Genomic DNA, 18,636 nt, shown 5'->3' with positions numbered 1-18,636 from the left:
CCATAAGTTTCTAACAAAAAAGCTCAGAAATTCTGAGCTTTTTGTGATTTTAAATCTTCATTTTTATCCCTGCCAATGTTTGGCTGGGTCAAAGGCAGTTCCAACTAGTTCACTATCGGATAATTCGATGATGCCGCGTTTTTGAGGCGCATTAGGCAACTGAAGTTCCCGTGGGCTGCACATCATACCAAAACTCTTTTCGCCTCGAAGTTCTCCAGGAAAAATCAAATTCCCTTTAGGCATCATAGCACCCGGCAGAGCCACAATCGTTTTGAGTCCGACCTTGGCATTAGGAGCACCGGCCACGATTTGAACGGTCTTATCAGCAGCCACCTGCACTTGGCAGATATTCAGGTGGTCACTATCTGGATGAGCTACCATATCAACGATTTCTCCAACCACAAATTTTGGCTGGCTGTCATTAACCAAGTCCGCTGGGAATCCTTCCTTGCTTAGCTCCTGATTGAGAATGGCCACTTGCTCATCTGTCAAAAAGACCTGTCCGCGCTCTGCAATTTCAAAAAGGTCAGACTGCTCAAAAATATTCCAAGCTACTGTCTGGCCATTGTCTTCACGGTAAACACGCGCTACCCGTCCCTTGCGCTCAGCTGCCAGTTTAGCTCCTTGATTGTCCGCAGCAATAATCATCAGCACGTCGCCGACATACTCTTTATTATATGTAAAAATCATTTTACGCTCCCTTTTTCTCTTATACTAGCTAAAAATTCATTGATTTGGCCCTTGGTCTTGCGGTCACGATTGACCAGACGGCCAATCTCCTGTCCCTTTTCCAGCACTACTAAACTGGGAATCCCGTAAATGTCCCACTCTTTGGCCAGTTCCAAATAGGCATCACGGTCCACTTGGATAAAGCGATAGTCAAGATTTTCAGCTTCTATCTCTGGCAAAAAAGGTTGGATAAATCGGCAATCTCCGCACCATTCAGCCGTGAAAAAGAAGACAGTCTTCTCCCCATCATTGACATAAGAGGCCAATTCCTCTATATTTACAGGAAAAATCATGCTTCTTCCTCGTAGCTTAGCTGACCATTTTCATAGACAAAGGCAAAATGACGGTCGTCCTCTAAGACCAAACCGCCAACCAAGCAGTCATCTGTGGACTCGTAGAGCTTGACATAAAGGCAGGAAATAGTACCCTGACTGGAAAAGAAATCTCGCACAAGCTCGACGATTTCCTCCCGATTACGCAGTCGTTTCTGCTCCTGTACGACTTTGGCTGCTCCAAAAGCCAGCGCTCCAGCCCCCAAAAGGGCGGTTGTGGTTAAAATGATTTTTTTAGCTTTCATGTAGAATATTTTAACACAAAAGAGCAGAGGCGACAAACAATATTCCAGATTTTCCTGGGAGAAGCTGGATTCTTGGGCGGGCAGTCCTCTTGATTCAGGCAAGCTATAAGATTTCCCTACTCATTTACCGTAAAAAGTGATAAAATAGGGGGCAGAAAGAAGGTAAGTTTATGACAACATTATTTTCAAAAATCAAGGAAGTAACAGAGCTTTCTGCTATTTCAGGTCACGAGGCACCTGTTCGCAGCTACCTGCGGGAAAAAATCACTCCGCATGTCGATGAGATCGTCACTGACGGTCTAGGCGGTATCTTTGGGGTACGCCATGCAGAAGCTGAAAATGCTCCCCGTGTATTGGTAGCGGCTCACATGGACGAGGTTGGCTTTATGGTCAGCGAGATCAAGCCGGACGGCACCTTCCGCGTAGTGGAAATCGGCGGCTGGAATCCGCTGGTCGTGAGCAGTCAACGCTTCAAACTCTTTACCCGTGAAGGTCGGGAAATCCCTCTTATCTCAGGCTCTGTCCCTCCTCATCTGACGCGCGGATCTGGCGGACCAGTTATGCCACAGATTGCAGATATTGTCTTTGACGGTGGCTTTGTGGATAAGGCGGAAGCTGAAAGCTACGGCATCCGTCCAGGAGACACGATCGTGCCAGACAGCTCTGCTATTCTAACAGCTAACGGTAAAAATATCATCTCCAAAGCCTGGGACAATCGCTACGGCGTCCTTATGGTCAGCGAATTGGCCCATGCCTTGTTTGGTCAACCACTAGGCAGCCAACTCTATGTCGGGGCCAATGTTCAAGAAGAGGTTGGCCTGCGTGGTGCCCATGCTTCTACGACAAAATTTGCCCCTGAGGTCTTCCTGGCTGTAGATTGCTCACCAGCGGGCGACATCTATGGCGGTCAAGGGGCCATCGGTGACGGAACCCTGATTCGCTTCTTTGACCCTGGTCATCTCATGCTGCCAGCTATGAAAGACTTCCTCTTGACAACTGCTGAGGAAGCTGGCATCAAGTATCAATACTACTGCGGCAAGGGCGGAACGGATGCTGGTGCTGCCCATCTCCAAAGCGGCGGCGTACCATCTACTACCATTGGTGTCTGCGCCCGCTACATCCACTCCCACCAAACTCTCTATGCCATGGACGATTTTCTGCAAGCCCAAGCTTTCCTGCAAGCTCTGGTCAAAAAGCTGGATCGCTCAACGGTGGACACGATTACCAACTACTAATCTCAAAAGGCAGCCCGTTCCTCATTCGGGCTGCTATCTCTTTTGTCTGATACTTCCCCTTTCAACTTTCCAATTTGAAGAAAATTTTGTTATAATGCTTAGCAGAGGTGAAAATATACATGAAAAAAATTGCTTTTGATTCTGAGAAATACTTAAACCTACAGCGCGACCATATCTTGGAGCGCATTAATCAATTTGAGGGCAAACTTTACATGGAATTCGGCGGTAAAATGCTGGAAGACTTCCATGCTGCCCGTGTCCTGCCAGGCTACGAGCCGGACAATAAAATCAGATTACTCAAAGAGCTCAAGGACCAAGTAGAGATTGTCATTGCTATCAATGCCAACAACATTGAGCACTCTAAGGCGCGTGGTGATTTGGGCATTTCCTATGATCAGGAAGTGCTGCGACTAATTGATACCTTTAACGAGCTGGATATTTATGTAGGCTCAGTGGTCATCACCCAGTATTCCGGTCAGTCGGCGGCGGACCTCTTCCGCAGCCAGCTGGAAAAGAATGGTATCGCCTCCTACATCCACTACCCGATTAAGGGCTACCCGACTGACATGGATCATATCATCTCACCTGAAGGTATGGGGAAAAACGACTACATCAAAACCAGCCGTAATTTAGTCGTTGTGACCGCACCTGGTCCTGGTTCTGGTAAATTGGCTACTTGCTTGTCCAACATGTATCATGACCAAATCAATGGCATCAAATCAGGCTACGCCAAGTTTGAAACCTTCCCCGTTTGGAATCTGCCCCTGCACCATCCGGTCAATTTAGCTTATGAGGCAGCGACGGCAGACCTGGACGATGTCAACATGATTGATCCTTTCCACCTGCAAACCTACGGCAAGACTACAGTCAACTACAACCGCGATATTGAAATTTTCCCAGTCCTCAAACGTATGCTGGAGCGCATCCTTGGAAAATCACCTTATGCTTCTCCAACAGACATGGGCGTCAACATGGTCGGCTTTGCTATTGTAGATAATGATGCAGCTATCGAGGCATCTCAGCAGGAAATCATCCGTCGCTACTACCAGACGATTCTGGACTTCAAGGCAGAGCGCGTTTCTGAATCTGCTGTCAAGAAAATCGAACTCTTGATGAACGATCTGGGCATCACACCGCTGGACCGTAAGGTAACAGTTGTAGCACGCGATAAAGCTGAAAGCACTGGCGAGCCTGCTCTGGCCTTGGAATTGCCAAACGGTGAAATCGTAACTGGTAAAACCTCTGAACTCTTTGGCCCTACGGCTGCTGTATTGATTAATGCCATTAAGAAATTAGCTAACATTGCCAAAGAAACCAAGCTGATTGAGCCTGAGTATGTCAAGCCAATCCAAGGCCTGAAAATCAATCATCTGGGCAGCCGCAATCCTCGCCTCCACTCAAACGAAATCTTGATGGCTCTGGCAATCACAGCCATGGAAAATCAAGATGCAGCAAATGCTATGCAGCAACTCGGTAATCTCAAGGGCAGCGAGGCCCACTCCACCGTCACTCTGACAGATGAAGACAAAAACGTCCTGCGTAAGTTGGGCATCCATGTAACCATGGACCCCGTTTACCAGTATGATCGACTTTATAGAAAATAAAAACAACTCTAATACAGAAATTGAACTGCACCCCAAAACTTAAACACAAAAACTCACTTTTTGAGGGCAATACAATATAAAAACCTTAGATGATGGCACTCACGTCTAAGGTTTTTCTGATTACGATTGTTGTTCTTGATACCAACTCCCCCAATCCCACATTGAATCTAGGATTGGCTTTAAGGAACGACCCAATTCAGTCAGAGAGTATTCAACACGAGGAGGTACCTCTGCGTAGACCTTTCGGTCAACAATAGCCTTATTTTCTAGGTCTCGCAAGCTAGCTGTTAAGACTTTTTGACTGATGAGACCAATTGATCGTTGCAATTCTCCAAAGCGCTTCGTTCCCTCCATTAAATCACGCAGGATAAGAATATTCCATTTGCTACTAATAAGTAGCAAGGTTGTTTCTATTGGGCAAGCTGGTAAATCTTTTGGTAGTTTTTTACTAGTCATGTCTTCTCCTATTTTTTAAAATATCGTTGAACTTTCTTTGAAAACAAACAATAGTAACTTTTTGGTTATTAGGGCACTTTAAGGTGCATACTTTTCAAAAGTAACTATCGATGATATTATATACCCGTAGCTTGAAAAAAGCAAGAAAAATTAAAGGAGATCATTTATATGACAATGACAAGCAGAAAATTTGATAAAGTTACTACCCATACCTATACCGCGCCAGAAGACGGCGCTCTGGTCAACACACATATTATTGAAACAGAAAATCATTTAATCGTAGTTGATACTCAAATGCTCTTACCATACGCTAAGGAAGTGAAAGCCTTTATCGATCGTTTGAACAAGCCGATTGCAAAAGTCATCATCTCACACAGTCACCCTGACCACTGGTTTGGTACCTCTGTATTTGAAGGTGAAAAAATCTACGCTATCAAAGAAGTGGTAAGTGAGCTAGATGAAATCGGTGCAGAATCAATTGAGCGTAACAGACAAGCCTTGGGTGATCTAGTCCCAACTCAAGAAGAAGCTGTTCTTCCAAACTTGATTTTAGATGAGGGAGATTTTGAGGTTGATGGTGTAACCATCCGTGTTGCAAAAGTAGCAGATACTGAAAGCAGCTTCATCACGACTTTAGAATTGGTAGAGCAGGGGGTCATTATCACGCAGGATATTGTTTACAACGGCATTCATCTCTTTGTTGCTCAACAAGAGTTAGAAAATTGGAAGGAAGTTTTAGCCAACTTAAATGGTCGCGACTGGAATCTCATATTACCAGGTCATGGTTTACCAACAAATAAGGACGTTTTTATACACATGACAGATTACCTAAACTTAGCGCAGGAAACCTTAGGCAAAGTAGAGACCTTCAGTCAATATAAAAAGGCTATGATGACTAGTTTCCCAGATTATATGGGAGAGGTACTGATTGATTTAAATGAACCATTCCTTGGTTTGAAATAGTAGAAAAAACAAGCTTTATTAAAAGCTTGTTGGGAAAGCTGGCTCTGCCAGCTTTTTTTTAATAACGCTTAGACAGGAGAAAACGCAAGAGATAGTAAAGTCCCAAAACCAGAATAATGGTCACGGTCAGAAACTGATTGAGACTCAAGATGATTGGGAAAATCATGGACAGGACACTCAAACAGGCTGCCAGCAGCAAAAGGATATTAAAAAGCAAAGTACGAGTCTTTTCGTCAATCATGCGATTGCGCTCGTCAGTCACCTGAATGTAGAGCTTCTCAAAATTTTCCTCCCGTCTTAAGGCCAGATTATACCGAATGGTCATCAAAGAAAGCCCCAACAGTATGCCGAGCATGACTCCTTCCTGCTGATCATCCAGAGAATGAAAATGGCTCCAGGCCAGTCCTAGCAAGATGATAAAGCTTAAGATACGCCCTACGATAACCTTCCTTTGAAGTTTTTTCCGAAATTCTTGTTTTGTTAGTCTTTCCATGTCAGCCTCCTATTTTTCATATGCTTGAAAAATTTTCAAAATCACCACAATCAGGAACATTCCCACAAAAGGCAGGATTTCCTTAGGGATAAAATTGGCTTTAAAATGGAGATAAGATAAGCCAACCACCACCAAAATAGCCAATATCCATTTACACAAATAAGTCCATTTCATGATTCATCCTCCTCAAAGAGAAAAACTTCTTCAATCCTTAAATTGAAAAATGATGCAATTTTATGAGCCAAAAGCAGCGAGGCATTATAGCGGCCTTTTTCCAAAGAAATAATCGTTTGTCTCGTGACCTCTAGCTTCTCAGCCAGTTCTTCTTGGCTGAGCTTTTTTCTTTTTCGTAATTCTTGAATTCGATTTTCCAAGGCTGCCTCCTTTCCATAATGTAAAACAAACTTTACTTTTCAACTATAGTTTAGCCTCCTTTACATCTTTTGTCAAGAAGAAAGCGGCAAAAAAAGAGGCTGGGACAAAAGTCCTAGCCTCTCAATTGTCTTTGGATTGTCGAGCAAGACGCAGTGGTTGAGTGGGCTCTACTACGCTGATTTCATCAGCTTTTACAGCCCTACTCAACTGTGCGGAGGTGGGACGACGAAATCGAATTCTAACGAATTACCGATTTCTGTCCCACTCTCTTTTATCATCTTTATTAACTTCCTTTGTTATTTGATTTCCAAAGCTACAGTCAACTCGACACAAGCTCCTCCTTGGTCTGGATTGAGCAGGGTCAGACGACCACCGTGCAAGAGAGCTACCTGCTTAGAAAAGGCTAAGCCGATACCATGATGGGGATTAGCTGAATTGCGGCTTTGGTCACTCTGGTAAAAGAGCCGTTCCGCTCCCAGCAGCATCTCCTCTGAAAATGAAGGGCCGTTGTTCCAGATAGCAAAAACCAACTGGTCCTGCTGTACTGATACCGTTAGCTTGACTTCCTTTTGATCCTGGTCTGCATGTTCAAGCGCATTCAGTAAAATATTAAGCAAAGCCCGTTTGAGATAGTCCAAATGAATCGACAAAATCAGACTAAGATCACAATCTTCTTGGAGATAAAAACGATAGCTGTCCTGTTTGCTGAACAGTGCCCAATCGTCCTGGAGATCAGCCAAAAAGTCCCCTAAGGAAAGCTGACTGAACTGATTAGAATCAATCTGAAAGGTCTTAGCGTAATCAATCAAAGAGCCACAATATTCTTCCATCTTGTGACTAGCCTGCAAAATCTCAGCAGCATAGTCTGCCTGTGGCTGGCCTAACTGCGCCAACTCCAAGAGCTCAGCATTCCCTTTAATCACAGTTAGGGGCGTCTTCAAATCGTGCGATGTCGCTGATAGCTGTAAAATCAGCTCCTGATTATGCTGCTGCTCTTTTTCTAGAAGACGAGCATTTTCTTGGTGGCTGCTCCGTAAATCGCTATAGACTTCTAGCATTTCCTCGATCCGAAAAAGCTGGCTTTGATTTTCTTCCAAAAGCTTCTCGCTCTTTAGCATTTTTATTTCCCTGTCGATTTTTCGGAGCAATTTCAAAATATGATAAAAAGTAATCAGCAACAAGCTCCCTGCCCAAAAGAACAAGGTAAAAAGAACGTGATCACTTCCTTGCGTAAATTCATAGCCTATAAGCACAAAAATCAAAACATGGAAAAAGACGATTTTTAAACTGGTTGTCCAGACTAGGCTTTTGAAATTTCGGGTTCTAATTGCCATCTATAGCCTACTCCTCTCACAGTTGCGATTGCTTGCAGCCCTTCTTGTTTGCATTTTTGACGAATCTGATATACGTATTCTGAGATGGAACGAAGCTGTGTTTCTGAGCTTTCTGGGTAAAGCAAGGTATGCAGGCGTTCAGCTGAAAAGGTCTGCTTGGGATTGCTAGCTAGTAAATGCAGCAGCTTAAACTCTCGCTCTGAAAATTTCAAGACTTTACCAAAACAAGCAACTTCATAGCGCTCTGGATAAAATTGACAAGAAGCAATTTCAGAATATCGCTCCTCACGTCTTTCCTCCCGCCTAAGATGAGCTCTGACACGCGCCAGCAATTCTTTAGTTCCAAAAGGCTTGACAATATAGTCATCTGCTCCGCGAAAGAGCCCTTCTACTTTGTCCGCCTCCAACTCCTTGGCCGTCAGAAAGATGATTGGACACGAAAGATGAGGACGAATGTAGGAACACAGATCAAAACCATTAACAGGCTCCATCATCACATCCAGCAGAATCAAGTCATATCCGACAAAATGCGTCAGCTCTAGGTCTTCTATCCGATCAAGCGTCGTCACATCATAAGCATCGAGCTCTAGGACGTTTTTCACCAGCTTCAAAATGCTCCGGTCGTCATCAACCACCAAAATACGATACTGTCTCATGATTTCCATTATAGCATACCTCTAGCGAACATCTCGTTTCAAGGTTAAGAATATAGCAGAGCTCCAAACCAAAGCTAACCATAAAAGCTGTATTCCCAGCCCTGAGAGATCTATTGAATGCTGAAGCTCTTCATACTCAAAAAGATTTAGCGTAGCCAGATCGGGCAGGTATTTTGCTTCTTTGATGAAAGTCGCCAATAAACGGCTGAGACCAATCAAGAGAGGAAAGAGCACCGACACCGGCACAACCCAAGATTGAAATAGCAAAGCGAGGCCAGCAGTTAAAAAAGCCAGAAAAAGATTGCTGAGAAGACCAAAAGAGCTGTAATAAAGGAATTTCCCCAGTAAGTACCAGCTAAAGTCTAGGTCAAAACGAGCCAGCATAACAAGGAAACAGCTGCCTATCATGACACTGTAGAGAACCAAGAGCAGCAAGGCCAGAAAAAGGAATTTCCCAGCCAACCAAGCCTTTCTATTTGATACGGTTAGAAAATTCGTTCGCATCCCTGATTTGACAAACTCCTGGGCAAAATAGAGGGAAGTAAAGATGACGATGACAGGCTGCGCCAGATAGAGGGCATGCAAAGCCTCGCTCAGAGCCTTCGTCTGGCCAACTGCTGTCTGACTGTAGTCAAGATTCATTAGAAAAAACGGAACAGCTACCAGAGCCACCAAGGCTGCACCAAAAGCGAGATAGTAAGAACGGAACTTAATCCATTCACTTTTAAGCAGAGCTATTATCATCAGTATCGCCCTCCTAAATCCGTCTTCAAAAAGCGCAGAGAGGTCATACCGCCGATGACTAGTAACCATGCACCAAGTATCAACAGTCCTTGTGAGGGATTGTTGGCATATTGGGAAGTCGGCGTTGCCGCAAACAATTCTCCTGCTGGCTGTGGCAAATAAGCTCCCCAACTCGTGTGAGCTGCCAGGTAGTTTCCTAGATTATAGATCTGTGGCACGAGAAAGAGTAAGGGAAGCAACATCGTCCGCCCAAGTAATCCCAATAAAAATGACAGGAGACCTAGCAATGCAGTAGCTAGTGCCTTCCATAAAAGATGACTCCAGGCAGCTTGATTAAGTAAAATCGGATCAAGTCCTTCCTTTCCTAAAGCGAGATGCATGACCATATAACTAAAGTAGATTGATAAAAAGCTAGTGGCAAGAGAAAAGCAAGTAAAGGTCATGAGTTTCCCCACAAGCAACTTCAGGCGGTTATTACAGGTCAAGAGACTGGTTCTCAAGCTATGAGACTGAAATTCCATAGCTCCCAAAATTCCAGCTAAGATGACCAAAACCATGACCGCCATAGAAGCCCCGTTGAGACCTAGATATTCCAGCGGATCAATGGCGTTTATCAGATTAGGAACCGTCTCAGGCGTAGCATCCAAGCCGATAGACAGATACTGTCGGCCCTCCAACCAGGATACGACAGGCACCAATAGCAGCATGAAGGTCATACTCACTTTGAAAGCCTTGGTTGAGCAGATTTTCAACCATTCTGAATGCAATAAGGACATCGTTTCTTTCATCTTAAACCTCCTCTGTCAAATCAAAGAAGAGATCTTCTAGACTGTCTGAATCTTGCAGCACCTCTTCCAATCGTCCCTGCTCAATAATTCGCCCATGATGAATCAAGACTACATCATCTGTCACCATTTGCACCTCTGATAGGATATGAGAAGATAGAAGTACCGTTTTCCCTAAATCAGCCTGCTGACGGATGAACTTTCTAAACCACTTAATCCCACTTGGATCTAGTCCATTAGTCGGCTCATCTAATATAAGAAACTGAGGATCACCCAGCAAAGCTGCCGCTAAACCCAACCGCTGACCTTCCCCCAGAGACAGGCTTGACAAGAGGTCCTTCCTCTTATGAGCGATTCCAGTCATCTCCAAAACCTCATCGATCCGAGACTTGGGAATAGCATTACTCGCTGCAATAATCCTCAAGTGGTCATAGACCTTTCGATTTGGCAGACCGCCAATGCCGTCAAAGGCTGCACCTACCGTTCTGAGCGGATAGGTCATTGACTGATAGGTTTGCCCATCAAAAGTCGCCGTCCCTGCTGTCGCCCGATCTAACCCCAAGAGAATCCTCAAGGTCGAACTTTTCCCTGCACCATTTGGACCCAGAAAAGCTGTAATCCGACCGCTTCTAGCTGTAAAAGAAATATCTTCTAAAATCTGCTTGCTGCCATGCTTTTTGCAGACTCCTTCTATTTTCACTATATGTTCCATACTGAACTCCTTTTGATTTTTCTTTAGTATACAGGGGTAAGTTCAGAGAAACTTCAGACAATAAAAAAAACTTGCCTTACGACAAGCTTCTTTTCTCATTTTTCAACCTCATCCCAGAGTTGGCGGATGCTTTTTTTCTGCACGGGATCAACAAAGTGTGGCGCGATTTCCACCAGAGATTGCAAGACAAAAGCCCGCTCTGCTACATAAGGGTGGGGAACAATCAAGCCCGGACTGTATAGCTCTTCCTGTCCTATGTAAAGAATATCCAGATCAATCACACGAGGTCCCCATTTGATCTCCCGCACGCGCCCTAAATCCGCTTCAATAGCCAAGAGCGTCTGCATCAACTCCTCAGGATTGAGCCAGGTTTCAACTTCAACAACTTGATTGAGAAACGGATCCTGCTCAATACCACCCCAAGGTTCTGTCTCGATACGACTTGATGCCTGCAAAACTCTTATATTTTGTTCTGCCATTTTTTCCAGAGCCGCATCCAGATTGGCAGCTGGGTTGCCTTGATTGCTGCCCAGAGCGATAAAGACTTTCCGCTTTTGACGCACTAGCTTGACTGAGCAGGTCTCTAAAGGCAGCGGAACTGGTGCCCAAGGCTTCTTGACCTCCAAGCTGACCTTCTCCACCAAAGGGTGAGTCAGAAAAACCCGATCAATCAACTTGTAAGCCAGCGTCTCAATCAAGTCTTCCTTGCTCTCCTGACACCAGTGGGTCAAATCCTGAGCCAATTCTCCATAGTGGATAGAAGCTGTCAGGTCGCCTGTTTGGGCAGCCCGAGTCATATCATAGTCCAAAATCAGATCCAGCACAAAACGCTGGCCCAATTCCTTCTCTGCTCCAAACAGACCGTGATAAGCATACACTTCCAAATCCTTAATGCGCAGCTGATCCATTCCCTTATCCTTTCTGATTCAAGTTTCTGCATTTCATCCTTAATAAAACTACTTGGCCTTTCCTAACATGCTCCACCACTGATAAGATCAATGTCCCATCAGCTTGTAAGCTTCATTTTTTAGGTCCTTATCCGTCGCTAAAACGCCACGCGCCGCTGTAGTAACTGTTGCAGTGCCAGGCTTTCTGACTCCTCGCATATTCATACACATATGCTCAGCTTCCACCCAGACCAAGGCCCCCTGAGCACCCAGATAGTCCATCAAGGCTTCAGCAATCTCTACGGTCAATCGCTCTTGAATCTGTGGTTTCTTGGCATAAACCTCTACTGTTCGGGCCAGCTTGGACAAGCCTGCTACCCGACCATTAGGCACATAGGCGATGTGAACCTTCCCGTAAAACGGCAGGAAGTGGTGCTCACACATGGAATGAAAGAAAATATCCTTCTCCACTACCATATTATTGTCAATGATTTCAAAAGACTTGGCCAGATGCTCCTCAGCAGTCTCGCCCAGCCCAGCAAAAATTTCCTGATACATCTTTGCAATGCGCTGTGGCGTCTCCTGCAAGCCTTCGCGGCTTCCGTCTTCTCCAACCGCCTCAATAATCTGGGCTACAGCTGCTTCAATTTTCTTCGTGTCCATATATGCTCCTATGTTCATTTTTATTTTTTGATAATTGACTTGACTGAGAAGGACGCTCAGCAAAGTCTAACTTGCGGTTCTCAAGGATTGATTTTCTAACCTGAGCTAGAAAATAAAGAGAACCCGTAATCAGCAAAAGCTCATCTGACTCATGCTCTACTGCTAAATAATCTGATAAATAATCCGGCCATTCTTTGTAAGACAGGCCTTGCTGCTCAGCCAAGGATTGCATGCTCTCTTTAGAAAAACTCCGCGGATCAGCAAAGGCTGTCAAGCTTATAGCTGCTTTGGGAATCTTTTGCAGCAGCTCCACCATATCATCCAAGGCCTTGGTTTGGATACAAGCAAATAAAATGTGCTTCTTATAAGTCGGATAATGCTGGTCCAGTGTCGCTGCTAACGACCGCAGGGCATGGGGATTATGGGCTCCATCCAGAAGAATAAGCGGCTGATCCGATATCCTTTCCAAACGCCCTGGCCATACAGCAGCAAGCAAAGCCCTCTCAACCTCTGCTTTTGTCAATAAGGGCAGCGACTGCAGCTGACAGTATAGGTCACACAAGTGCAGAGCCAATCCAGCATTGTCCGCCTGATGCAGTCCCATCAGAGCTGTTTGATAGGAGTCTTTGACCCGATAGGCATTCGAAAAGGAAAAGCACTCCCCCTCCTCTGACTCTTGATGTTCCACTTGATAGTCTTGAGACCAAGAAAAGTGAGGAGCATCTTTTTCAGCAGCCTTTTGCTCGACTACTGCCAGAGCCTCCGGCTCCAACCTACCGGTCACAAGGGGAACTCCAGGCTTGATAATGCCTGCTTTTTGCTGGGCAATAGCCTCTAGACTGTCACCCAGCAAGGCCACATGATCCAGACCGACTGTCGTGATAGCGGTCAGCAAGGGCTGACAGACATTGGTACTGTCCAAAAGCCCACCCATGCCGACCTCAATAATAGCCACATCCACCTGCTGCTGGACAAAATAATCATAAGCCAGAGCAGTTACAATCTCAAACTCAGTCACTCCCTGTAAACTAGAGTCAGCCGCATGCTGGGCCAAGAGGTCTTGATAAAGGCTCAGCAATCTCTGAAGGTCTTGGTCGGAAATCGCATTGCCATTAATGGCAATCTGCTCATTGTAGCTGACTAGATAAGGAGAGGTAAAGGTGCCAACACGCAGGTCTCGCACCTCCAAAAGTTGGCGCAGATGGGCAATGGTTGAGCCCTTGCCATTCGTCCCTGCAATATGAATGACTGGTCGCTGCAAATGCGGATTCCCCCGCAGCTCCAGCAAACGCTCCATCCGCTCCAAGCCAAAATTAGGACTGGCTGTCCGATAGGCTTCCAGCCAACTTAAATCAGGTAATTCTTGTTTTTTCATCTTACTTGTACTGACCTAGATTGAGATCTTCTGTCTGCTGCGCTAGACGAATCGCATCGCCAACGGCAGCAGCCATTCGATGCTTAGCTACTTCGTGCACTCTGACAACTTCAACGCCTCTGCTGGCCGCAAGGGTAGTCAGATGGGCTGAAGCTGTATCACGGTTTTCAAAGCCTTCCTGAGTCTCAGGATTGACCTCAAAGCCGTTTTCTTCTAAAATACTAACGAGAAATCGCTTACGAGAAACCCCAAGAAAAATAGGAAAACCAGCCTGATGGACACTATCCAGCTCCTGCAAAATGAGAAGATTCTCCCGTTTGGTCAAACCGAAACCAATCCCTGGATCCAGCATGATATGATCACGCGAAAGGCCAGCGTTTTCGGCCACCTTCAAAGATTTCTCAAAACACTTCCACATGAGTTCTGCAATCGGCAGCTCTGCAAAAAGAGACAATTCTTCCTTGCTAAAAGCAGGGGCAAAGCCAAATTCTGGGAAAATCCTTGCACTGGCATGTTGAGGACGAGCCATCACTGGATTAAACATGACAATGACTGGCGCGCCATATTTCGCAGCCGTCTCCGCCATATTTTCATCGCCCAAGAGACCAGTAATATCGTTGATGATATCTGCACCCGCAGCCAAAGCCGCTGCAGCCACTTCCGACTTCCAAGTATCCACAGAAATCACAATATCACTTTCCCGACGAATAGCTTCAATGACTGGCACCACCCGTTCTATCTCTTCTTGAATAGCCACAAAATGACTACTGCCTGGCCGAGTAGACTCACCACCAATATCCAGCATGTGAGCTCCCTCAGCAATCAGCTTTCTAGCCTGAGCCAATGCCGTCTCAACCGTATTGTAGCGCCCACCATCTGAAAAGGAATCCGGCGTCGCATTGATAATACCACAGAGGCCCGTTCGGCCATCTGGAGCAATTGCTTTTAGATTTACCATTTAACTTTCATCTCATTTCTATTGGCTGCTCTGCTCTTCAACAAAAAAGGCACACTCATCTAGTGTACCGCAAAGCTCTCAGCAGATGCAGCATCCAGTCCTATGAACTGCACTCGACTTCACAAGAAGACCTTATCTAGTCCCTTGTTTCATTTACCATTTTACCATAATTCTTCTATTTGACAAAACACTTTCTAAAAGCAAAAGGGTAAAAGGCTGAGAATAATCATATTTCGGAGAATATGGGCCAGCATAGACAGCTCCAAACGCTGAAAATAAGGTCTGAGGAGATGGACAAAGACTAGTCCCAAAACTAGATAGGAGAGAAAACACAGAGTTTCCTGAGGATTTTTCGCAAGGGAAAAGCAGAGCAAACCTAGTGCAATCCCCCAGCTCTTCCGATAGCGAAGAGAGAAGTCACTGTCAACAAATTTCGGTGCTGCAGGGGATAAAACGGCAATATCAATCCCCAGAAGCAAAAGAGAAGATGACAGAAAACTCTCCGTCATCATCTGCTCCATCGCCTGTCCTGACTGCGCCTCCTTACCACACAGCAGAAGAACCCCCGCAGCATTGACCAAAATCATCAAAAAATACAAGAAAAGCAGGTGTCGATAGTTGCTTGACTGACGCAAAGAACCTTTGATTTCCTGCAGTTGTCTGGAAAAATAAAAGGCACAACAAAAAAGCAAGCCCAGCAAGCCCACCATAAAAAGCAGATTAGCCTGACTAAAGACCAAGCGATGAGGCATTGGATGAATCATGAGCAGCAGTCCCGTCTGAGTCAACATAGCCAGTAATAACAATTGAATGATTTTCTCTAATTTCAGCATATTCTCTCCATTCTTCTCTTATCATTATAGAAGAAGTAAGAGCAAGCTGGGAGAAATCCCCTCAAATGTCCTAATTTGTGCCTCAAATGACAAAAAAGCAGATATTCTCTGCTTTCCTACTTGTTCACCAAACCTGTCAGTATCATGATGAGTACTGCAACTCCATTTCTCAACATGTGTGCCAAAATAGACATTTCCAAACACTTAAATATATAAGCAACCGCAGCTAAAACAGCACCCATACCTGCATATATAACAAAACTGCCGATATTGGTCGGGCCATGAAAAAGACCGAAAAGAATGACTCCTACAACCAATCCCCAAACATAATGCTTGGTAAAAATTTTCTGAGGAATCAAGCCGCGAAAGACTACTTCCTCCAAGATAGGGGCCTGAATCACAGCACCTACCACTAATAAAATCTTGGGTACATGCTGAAATAAAGCATTCAAGGCATCCTGATTAGCAGTAGAAATGGCCTGACCTTCCAGCAGCATGATAATTGCTCCCAGCATGTTGACGCCAATCATGACAACATTAGAAACAGCTAACCAGCCAAACGAAGACCATTTAAAAAAGCTAAAGTCAAGGCTCAGCAGTTCTTCTTGCTTAGCCATTCTCAGAACAAAAAAGACAATCAAAAGATATACAACCAGCATAAAGATAGTCTGTCCAGCTGAAAAATTCCTTTCAGAAGCAGTCATTTGCCGGATAAATATAAATGGTATCTGGCTGAGAAATAAGACAAACAGAGTCAGTAGGATGTACTCTAATTTTTTTAGAATTGCTTTCATATCTTCCTCCTTTTCCTTCCTAGTATAGCTCAATTTTCTTATTTTGTATAGACAATTCTTAACTGCAAGCATCTTGTATATCACGGGTTGGGAACTAATACTGATAGTGACTATGAGATAGAATCGCACAGTTTTTCCAAGGCCAGCAATCAAGAAAATCCTCTCTTAAAACCTACAAAAAGCCCAGTCAAACTGAGCTTTTGAATTTCTTAATTTATTGATTTTTGAATCGTTCAACATCACGCGCGATGACCAATTCTTCGTCAGTCGGAATAACCAAGACTTTGACCTTGGCATCAGGACTGGAAATCACGCCTTCTGCACCACGCACATTCTTTTCTGGATCTACGTTACAGCCAAACCAAGAAATACCATTAATAACCAGTTCACGAATGGTCACAGAATTTTCACCGATTCCTGCGGTAAAGATGATAGCATCAGCTCCATTCAAGACGGCAAGATACTGACCAATGTATTTTTGAATCCGGTCTACAAAAATGTCGTTGGCTAATTGAGCCTTGGCATCACCTGCCCGCATCGCCTCATGGATATCACGCATATCACTTGACTTCTCAGAAACTCCAAGCAAGCCAGATTCACGATTCAAAACGCGGCTAATATCTTCGGGAGTATTAAAGTCATCTGTGTATTGCATCAGGTAAGGAATGATAGCTGGGTCGATATCCCCAGTCCGCGTTCCCATCATGACGCCGCCAAGTGGTGTGAATCCCATAGAGGTATCTACAGAAACGCCCTTGTCAACTGCTGTGATGGAAGCTCCATTACCGATATGGCAGGTGATAAGCTTGAGTTCTTCAATCGGACGACCCAAAACTTTCGCAGCTTCCTTGGCTACATACTCATGGCTGGTACCGTGAGCTCCGTACTTGCGGACCTTGTTTTCAGTGTAATATTTAGTCGGAATCGGATAGCGATAAGCTTTTTCCGGCATAGTTGTATGGAAAGAGGTGTCAAAGACTACCACGCTGGTAATGTCTGGCAGAATTTCTCTAAAAGCACGGATGCCTGCAGCGTTGGCTGGATTATGCAATGGAGCCAGAAGAGACAACTCCTCTACCTTTTGAATCACTTCTTCATCAACGAGGGCTGAATCCTTAAAGTGTTCACCGCCAGCCACAACACGGTGGCCCACACCGGTAATCTCATCATAAGATTCAATGATATTGAAACGTTTCAAATCGTCCAGCAAAATTTTTACGGCCTGCGTGTGATCTGCAATATCAAGAACCTGCTTCTCTGAACGACCATCAAATTTCACTGTTGAAATAGAATCCTTGAGACCAATCCGTTCCAGCAAGCCCTTTGCCAATACTTTTTCTTCCGGCATCAAATAGAGTTGCCATTTTAAGCTTGAGCTTCCTGCATTAATAGAAATTGTTTTCGACATTTCTTCACCTCTTTAAGCGTTTTCAAAATTATTATATCAAAATTTTGTTTGAATTTCACTATCTTTGTACCAGTTTTGAAAACTTTGACGGAATTTAAACATTTCATCATGATCCTGCAAATCCCGCAGAGGATAGATAAAGGGCTGAATATTATTCGCTTCTTGCTTCCTCAAGACAAAAAGAGTTTTGGCATGCTTGCTGCTTGAGAAAATAGACTCTGGTAAAGTTATCATTGCGATAAACTGAGCCTTGGCTAGGAGCCATTTTTTCAGCAGCGGTGCTTGAGTACTGGTCAAGAGGTCATTCGGCGCCAGAAATATAGCATAGCCTCCCGGTTTCAGATATTTGAGCGACTGTTCCATTAGAAGATGATGGGCATAAGTGTGCTCATCCGGACTAGCCACTTCATAGCGGGAGGCGATACTGTCGTCTGGATAATAACCGACCGGTAAATCACTGATAATGATATCACTCTCTTTCAGAACCTGAGGCCGAACCGCATCACCCTGAGCAAAGTGAGCCTTAGAGTTCATAACCTCTGCAATGCTGGCAGAAAGGTCAATTAATAAATCATCTAGCTCCAGACCTAGGTAATCTATTTTCTTTTGGGTATGATTGAGAATAGTCTCAGCCAAATTTCCGGTTCCGCTGCCGATTTCTAATACATCAGCTTCCTCTCCGTGAGCCAGCTGGTCCAGTAGGAAAGTAATCAGAAAACCAATTGTGTCAGGTGTGAATTGATGATTGACCTGCATGGGCTCCGTCTGGGCAGCCTTCATTAGGATAAACTGATAGGCTCTCCGCCACTCTTCCTTGGTCAAATGCAGAGCGCGGATTTTTTCATCGTTGGTCAGAACCTCTTGTAAATCAGTATCTCCATCTAGGTAAATGCCATTCTGCTCAATCAGAGCATCGTAAAAATTGGTTGCCAGAGCGTTTTGGATATTCTGGACGTTTTCGAGAATCAGAGCATAAGCTTGTTCTATCTTTTCAAAATTCATGAAATCCTCCGTTCATCCTATCATACCAAAAATAAGGCCCCATTCCAAGATAT

Annotated in this window: 23 protein-coding genes; 3 read left to right on the top strand and 20 right to left on the bottom strand. The window is 44.7% G+C overall.

Translation table 11 applies throughout. The features are described 5' to 3' along the window. Positions 1 to 63 precede the first annotated feature (63 nt). From ytpR to K1J09_RS11610, 3 genes are read right to left on the bottom strand one after another with little or no spacing between them, the layout of a single operon-like run. Positions 64 to 690 carry a YtpR family tRNA-binding protein gene (gene ytpR, locus K1J09_RS11620; protein ID WP_223322858.1) on the bottom strand — a complete coding sequence of 209 codons (627 nt, stop codon included), beginning with the start codon at positions 688 to 690 and terminating at the stop codon, positions 64 to 66. Next, complete coding sequence (locus K1J09_RS11615; RefSeq protein ID WP_223322856.1) at positions 687 to 1,022, bottom strand: thioredoxin family protein; 336 nt, start codon at positions 1,020 to 1,022, stop codon at positions 687 to 689. The genes ytpR and K1J09_RS11615 overlap by 4 nt, the downstream gene beginning before the upstream one ends. Further along, entirely contained in the window at positions 1,019 to 1,306 is a 288-nt protein-coding gene (locus K1J09_RS11610) for a DUF4651 domain-containing protein (RefSeq protein ID WP_223323474.1), read from the bottom strand. Before K1J09_RS11610 ends, K1J09_RS11615 begins: the two co-directional genes overlap by 4 nt. Before the next feature lie 170 nt (positions 1,307 to 1,476). On the opposite strand from K1J09_RS11610, the gene pepA reads away from it, so the two are divergent. Continuing rightward, positions 1,477 to 2,541 carry a glutamyl aminopeptidase gene (gene pepA, locus K1J09_RS11605; protein ID WP_049542008.1) on the top strand — a complete coding sequence of 355 codons (1,065 nt, stop codon included), beginning with the start codon at positions 1,477 to 1,479 and terminating at the stop codon, positions 2,539 to 2,541. 119 nt (positions 2,542 to 2,660) lie between these two features. Then, positions 2,661 to 4,145 carry a DUF1846 domain-containing protein gene (locus tag K1J09_RS11600; RefSeq protein WP_223322854.1) on the top strand — a complete coding sequence of 495 codons (1,485 nt, stop codon included), beginning with the start codon at positions 2,661 to 2,663 and terminating at the stop codon, positions 4,143 to 4,145. A gap of 120 nt (positions 4,146 to 4,265) precedes the next feature. Here the strand turns inward: K1J09_RS11600 and K1J09_RS11595 are convergent, their stop codons facing one another. Further along, the gene (locus tag K1J09_RS11595; protein ID WP_125331842.1) at positions 4,266 to 4,601 is read right to left on the bottom strand and encodes a winged helix-turn-helix transcriptional regulator; all 336 of its coding nucleotides are present in this window, start codon (positions 4,599 to 4,601) and stop codon (positions 4,266 to 4,268) included. 168 nt (positions 4,602 to 4,769) lie between these two features. On the opposite strand from K1J09_RS11595, the gene K1J09_RS11590 reads away from it, so the two are divergent. Then, positions 4,770 to 5,564, top strand: a complete 795-nt coding sequence (locus K1J09_RS11590; RefSeq protein WP_125331840.1) for an MBL fold metallo-hydrolase — start codon at positions 4,770 to 4,772, stop codon at positions 5,562 to 5,564. 58 nt (positions 5,565 to 5,622) lie between these two features. Here the strand turns inward: K1J09_RS11590 and K1J09_RS11585 are convergent, their stop codons facing one another. The 16 genes from K1J09_RS11585 to K1J09_RS11510 form a co-directional block, all read right to left on the bottom strand. Further along, on the bottom strand, positions 5,623 to 6,057 hold the full coding sequence (locus K1J09_RS11585) for a hypothetical protein (RefSeq protein WP_125331838.1): 435 nt from the start codon (positions 6,055 to 6,057) through the stop codon (positions 5,623 to 5,625). A 9-nt stretch (positions 6,058 to 6,066) separates the two neighbouring features. Continuing rightward, positions 6,067 to 6,231, bottom strand: coding sequence for a hypothetical protein (locus tag K1J09_RS11580; protein ID WP_125331836.1), 165 nt, complete (start codon positions 6,229 to 6,231; stop codon positions 6,067 to 6,069). Then, positions 6,228 to 6,431, bottom strand: coding sequence for a helix-turn-helix transcriptional regulator (locus tag K1J09_RS11575; RefSeq protein ID WP_002896748.1), 204 nt, complete (start codon positions 6,429 to 6,431; stop codon positions 6,228 to 6,230). The genes K1J09_RS11580 and K1J09_RS11575 overlap by 4 nt, the downstream gene beginning before the upstream one ends. A 297-nt stretch (positions 6,432 to 6,728) precedes the next feature. Next, a complete protein-coding gene (locus tag K1J09_RS11570) occupies positions 6,729 to 7,766 on the bottom strand; it encodes a sensor histidine kinase (protein WP_125331833.1) in 1,038 nt (345 codons plus the stop codon). Beyond that, positions 7,733 to 8,431, bottom strand: a complete 699-nt coding sequence (locus tag K1J09_RS11565) for a response regulator transcription factor (RefSeq protein WP_125331830.1) — start codon at positions 8,429 to 8,431, stop codon at positions 7,733 to 7,735. Before K1J09_RS11565 ends, K1J09_RS11570 begins: the two co-directional genes overlap by 34 nt. A 12-nt stretch (positions 8,432 to 8,443) precedes the next feature. Continuing rightward, positions 8,444 to 9,166, bottom strand: coding sequence for a lantibiotic ABC transporter permease (locus tag K1J09_RS11560; RefSeq protein ID WP_125331828.1), 723 nt, complete (start codon positions 9,164 to 9,166; stop codon positions 8,444 to 8,446). Next, positions 9,166 to 9,954: a lantibiotic ABC transporter permease gene (locus K1J09_RS11555; RefSeq protein WP_223322852.1), complete on the bottom strand. Its 789-nt coding sequence runs from the start codon at positions 9,952 to 9,954 to the stop codon at positions 9,166 to 9,168. The genes K1J09_RS11560 and K1J09_RS11555 overlap by 1 nt, the downstream gene beginning before the upstream one ends. 1 nt (position 9,955) lies before the next feature. Beyond that, complete coding sequence (locus K1J09_RS11550; RefSeq protein ID WP_125331824.1) at positions 9,956 to 10,663, bottom strand: ABC transporter ATP-binding protein; 708 nt, start codon at positions 10,661 to 10,663, stop codon at positions 9,956 to 9,958. Between the two features lie 95 nt (positions 10,664 to 10,758). Beyond that, positions 10,759 to 11,571 (bottom strand): 2-amino-4-hydroxy-6-hydroxymethyldihydropteridine diphosphokinase, encoded by an 813-nt coding sequence (gene folK / locus K1J09_RS11545; protein ID WP_223322850.1) that lies wholly within the window; start codon positions 11,569 to 11,571, stop codon positions 10,759 to 10,761. Between the two features lie 87 nt (positions 11,572 to 11,658). Next, positions 11,659 to 12,213 carry a GTP cyclohydrolase I FolE gene (folE, locus tag K1J09_RS11540; protein ID WP_002896758.1) on the bottom strand — a complete coding sequence of 185 codons (555 nt, stop codon included), beginning with the start codon at positions 12,211 to 12,213 and terminating at the stop codon, positions 11,659 to 11,661. Continuing rightward, positions 12,194 to 13,588: a bifunctional folylpolyglutamate synthase/dihydrofolate synthase gene (locus K1J09_RS11535; protein ID WP_223322849.1), complete on the bottom strand. Its 1,395-nt coding sequence runs from the start codon at positions 13,586 to 13,588 to the stop codon at positions 12,194 to 12,196. The genes folE and K1J09_RS11535 overlap by 20 nt, the downstream gene beginning before the upstream one ends. Position 13,589: 1 nt before the next feature. Continuing rightward, on the bottom strand, positions 13,590 to 14,546 hold the full coding sequence (folP, locus tag K1J09_RS11530) for a dihydropteroate synthase (RefSeq protein WP_223322847.1): 957 nt from the start codon (positions 14,544 to 14,546) through the stop codon (positions 13,590 to 13,592). Between the two features lie 194 nt (positions 14,547 to 14,740). After that, positions 14,741 to 15,379, bottom strand: coding sequence for a CAAX protease family protein (locus K1J09_RS11525; RefSeq protein ID WP_223322844.1), 639 nt, complete (start codon positions 15,377 to 15,379; stop codon positions 14,741 to 14,743). A gap of 116 nt (positions 15,380 to 15,495) precedes the next feature. Next, a complete protein-coding gene (locus K1J09_RS11520; protein WP_223322842.1) occupies positions 15,496 to 16,245 on the bottom strand; it encodes a CPBP family intramembrane glutamic endopeptidase in 750 nt (249 codons plus the stop codon). A gap of 142 nt (positions 16,246 to 16,387) precedes the next feature. After that, positions 16,388 to 17,581 (bottom strand): acetate kinase, encoded by a 1,194-nt coding sequence (locus tag K1J09_RS11515; protein WP_002901705.1) that lies wholly within the window; start codon positions 17,579 to 17,581, stop codon positions 16,388 to 16,390. Between the two features lie 36 nt (positions 17,582 to 17,617). After that, on the bottom strand, positions 17,618 to 18,583 hold the full coding sequence (locus K1J09_RS11510; RefSeq protein WP_223322840.1) for a class I SAM-dependent methyltransferase: 966 nt from the start codon (positions 18,581 to 18,583) through the stop codon (positions 17,618 to 17,620). Positions 18,584 to 18,636 lie beyond the last annotated feature (53 nt).

Origin of the sequence: Streptococcus sanguinis (assembly GCF_019928825.1) — a bacterium.
Lineage (GTDB): Bacteria > Bacillota > Bacilli > Lactobacillales > Streptococcaceae > Streptococcus > Streptococcus sanguinis_L.
The sequence above is the reverse complement of the archived record's forward strand: the minus strand, read 5'-3'. Positions and strand labels throughout refer to the sequence as shown.

What these genes read in the sequence shown, in the direction of transcription:
- K1J09_RS11520 (WP_223322842.1), bottom strand. Translation starts at nt 16,245, where the DNA reads ATGCTTGCAGTTAAGAATTGTCTATACAAAATAAGAAAATTGAGCTAT.
- K1J09_RS11525 (WP_223322844.1), bottom strand. Translation starts at nt 15,379, where the DNA reads ATGCTGAAATTAGAGAAAATCATTCAATTGTTATTACTGGCTATGTTG.
- folE (WP_002896758.1), bottom strand. Translation starts at nt 12,213, where the DNA reads ATGGACACGAAGAAAATTGAAGCAGCTGTAGCCCAGATTATTGAGGCG.
- ytpR (WP_223322858.1), bottom strand. Translation starts at nt 690, where the DNA reads ATGATTTTTACATATAATAAAGAGTATGTCGGCGACGTGCTGATGATT.
- K1J09_RS11560 (WP_125331828.1), bottom strand. Translation starts at nt 9,166, where the DNA reads ATGATAATAGCTCTGCTTAAAAGTGAATGGATTAAGTTCCGTTCTTAC.
- K1J09_RS11535 (WP_223322849.1), bottom strand. Translation starts at nt 13,588, where the DNA reads ATGAAAAAACAAGAATTACCTGATTTAAGTTGGCTGGAAGCCTATCGG.
- K1J09_RS11595 (WP_125331842.1), bottom strand. Translation starts at nt 4,601, where the DNA reads ATGACTAGTAAAAAACTACCAAAAGATTTACCAGCTTGCCCAATAGAA.
- K1J09_RS11600 (WP_223322854.1), top strand. Translation starts at nt 2,661, where the DNA reads ATGAAAAAAATTGCTTTTGATTCTGAGAAATACTTAAACCTACAGCGC.
- K1J09_RS11615 (WP_223322856.1), bottom strand. Translation starts at nt 1,022, where the DNA reads ATGATTTTTCCTGTAAATATAGAGGAATTGGCCTCTTATGTCAATGAT.
- K1J09_RS11590 (WP_125331840.1), top strand. Translation starts at nt 4,770, where the DNA reads ATGACAATGACAAGCAGAAAATTTGATAAAGTTACTACCCATACCTAT.
- K1J09_RS11510 (WP_223322840.1), bottom strand. Translation starts at nt 18,583, where the DNA reads ATGAATTTTGAAAAGATAGAACAAGCTTATGCTCTGATTCTCGAAAAC.
- K1J09_RS11580 (WP_125331836.1), bottom strand. Translation starts at nt 6,231, where the DNA reads ATGAAATGGACTTATTTGTGTAAATGGATATTGGCTATTTTGGTGGTG.
- K1J09_RS11610 (WP_223323474.1), bottom strand. Translation starts at nt 1,306, where the DNA reads ATGAAAGCTAAAAAAATCATTTTAACCACAACCGCCCTTTTGGGGGCT.
- K1J09_RS11515 (WP_002901705.1), bottom strand. Translation starts at nt 17,581, where the DNA reads ATGTCGAAAACAATTTCTATTAATGCAGGAAGCTCAAGCTTAAAATGG.
- K1J09_RS11565 (WP_125331830.1), bottom strand. Translation starts at nt 8,431, where the DNA reads ATGGAAATCATGAGACAGTATCGTATTTTGGTGGTTGATGACGACCGG.
- K1J09_RS11555 (WP_223322852.1), bottom strand. Translation starts at nt 9,954, where the DNA reads ATGAAAGAAACGATGTCCTTATTGCATTCAGAATGGTTGAAAATCTGC.
- K1J09_RS11570 (WP_125331833.1), bottom strand. Translation starts at nt 7,766, where the DNA reads ATGGCAATTAGAACCCGAAATTTCAAAAGCCTAGTCTGGACAACCAGT.
- pepA (WP_049542008.1), top strand. Translation starts at nt 1,477, where the DNA reads ATGACAACATTATTTTCAAAAATCAAGGAAGTAACAGAGCTTTCTGCT.
- folK (WP_223322850.1), bottom strand. Translation starts at nt 11,571, where the DNA reads ATGGATCAGCTGCGCATTAAGGATTTGGAAGTGTATGCTTATCACGGT.
- folP (WP_223322847.1), bottom strand. Translation starts at nt 14,546, where the DNA reads ATGGTAAATCTAAAAGCAATTGCTCCAGATGGCCGAACGGGCCTCTGT.
- K1J09_RS11585 (WP_125331838.1), bottom strand. Translation starts at nt 6,057, where the DNA reads ATGGAAAGACTAACAAAACAAGAATTTCGGAAAAAACTTCAAAGGAAG.
- K1J09_RS11550 (WP_125331824.1), bottom strand. Translation starts at nt 10,663, where the DNA reads ATGGAACATATAGTGAAAATAGAAGGAGTCTGCAAAAAGCATGGCAGC.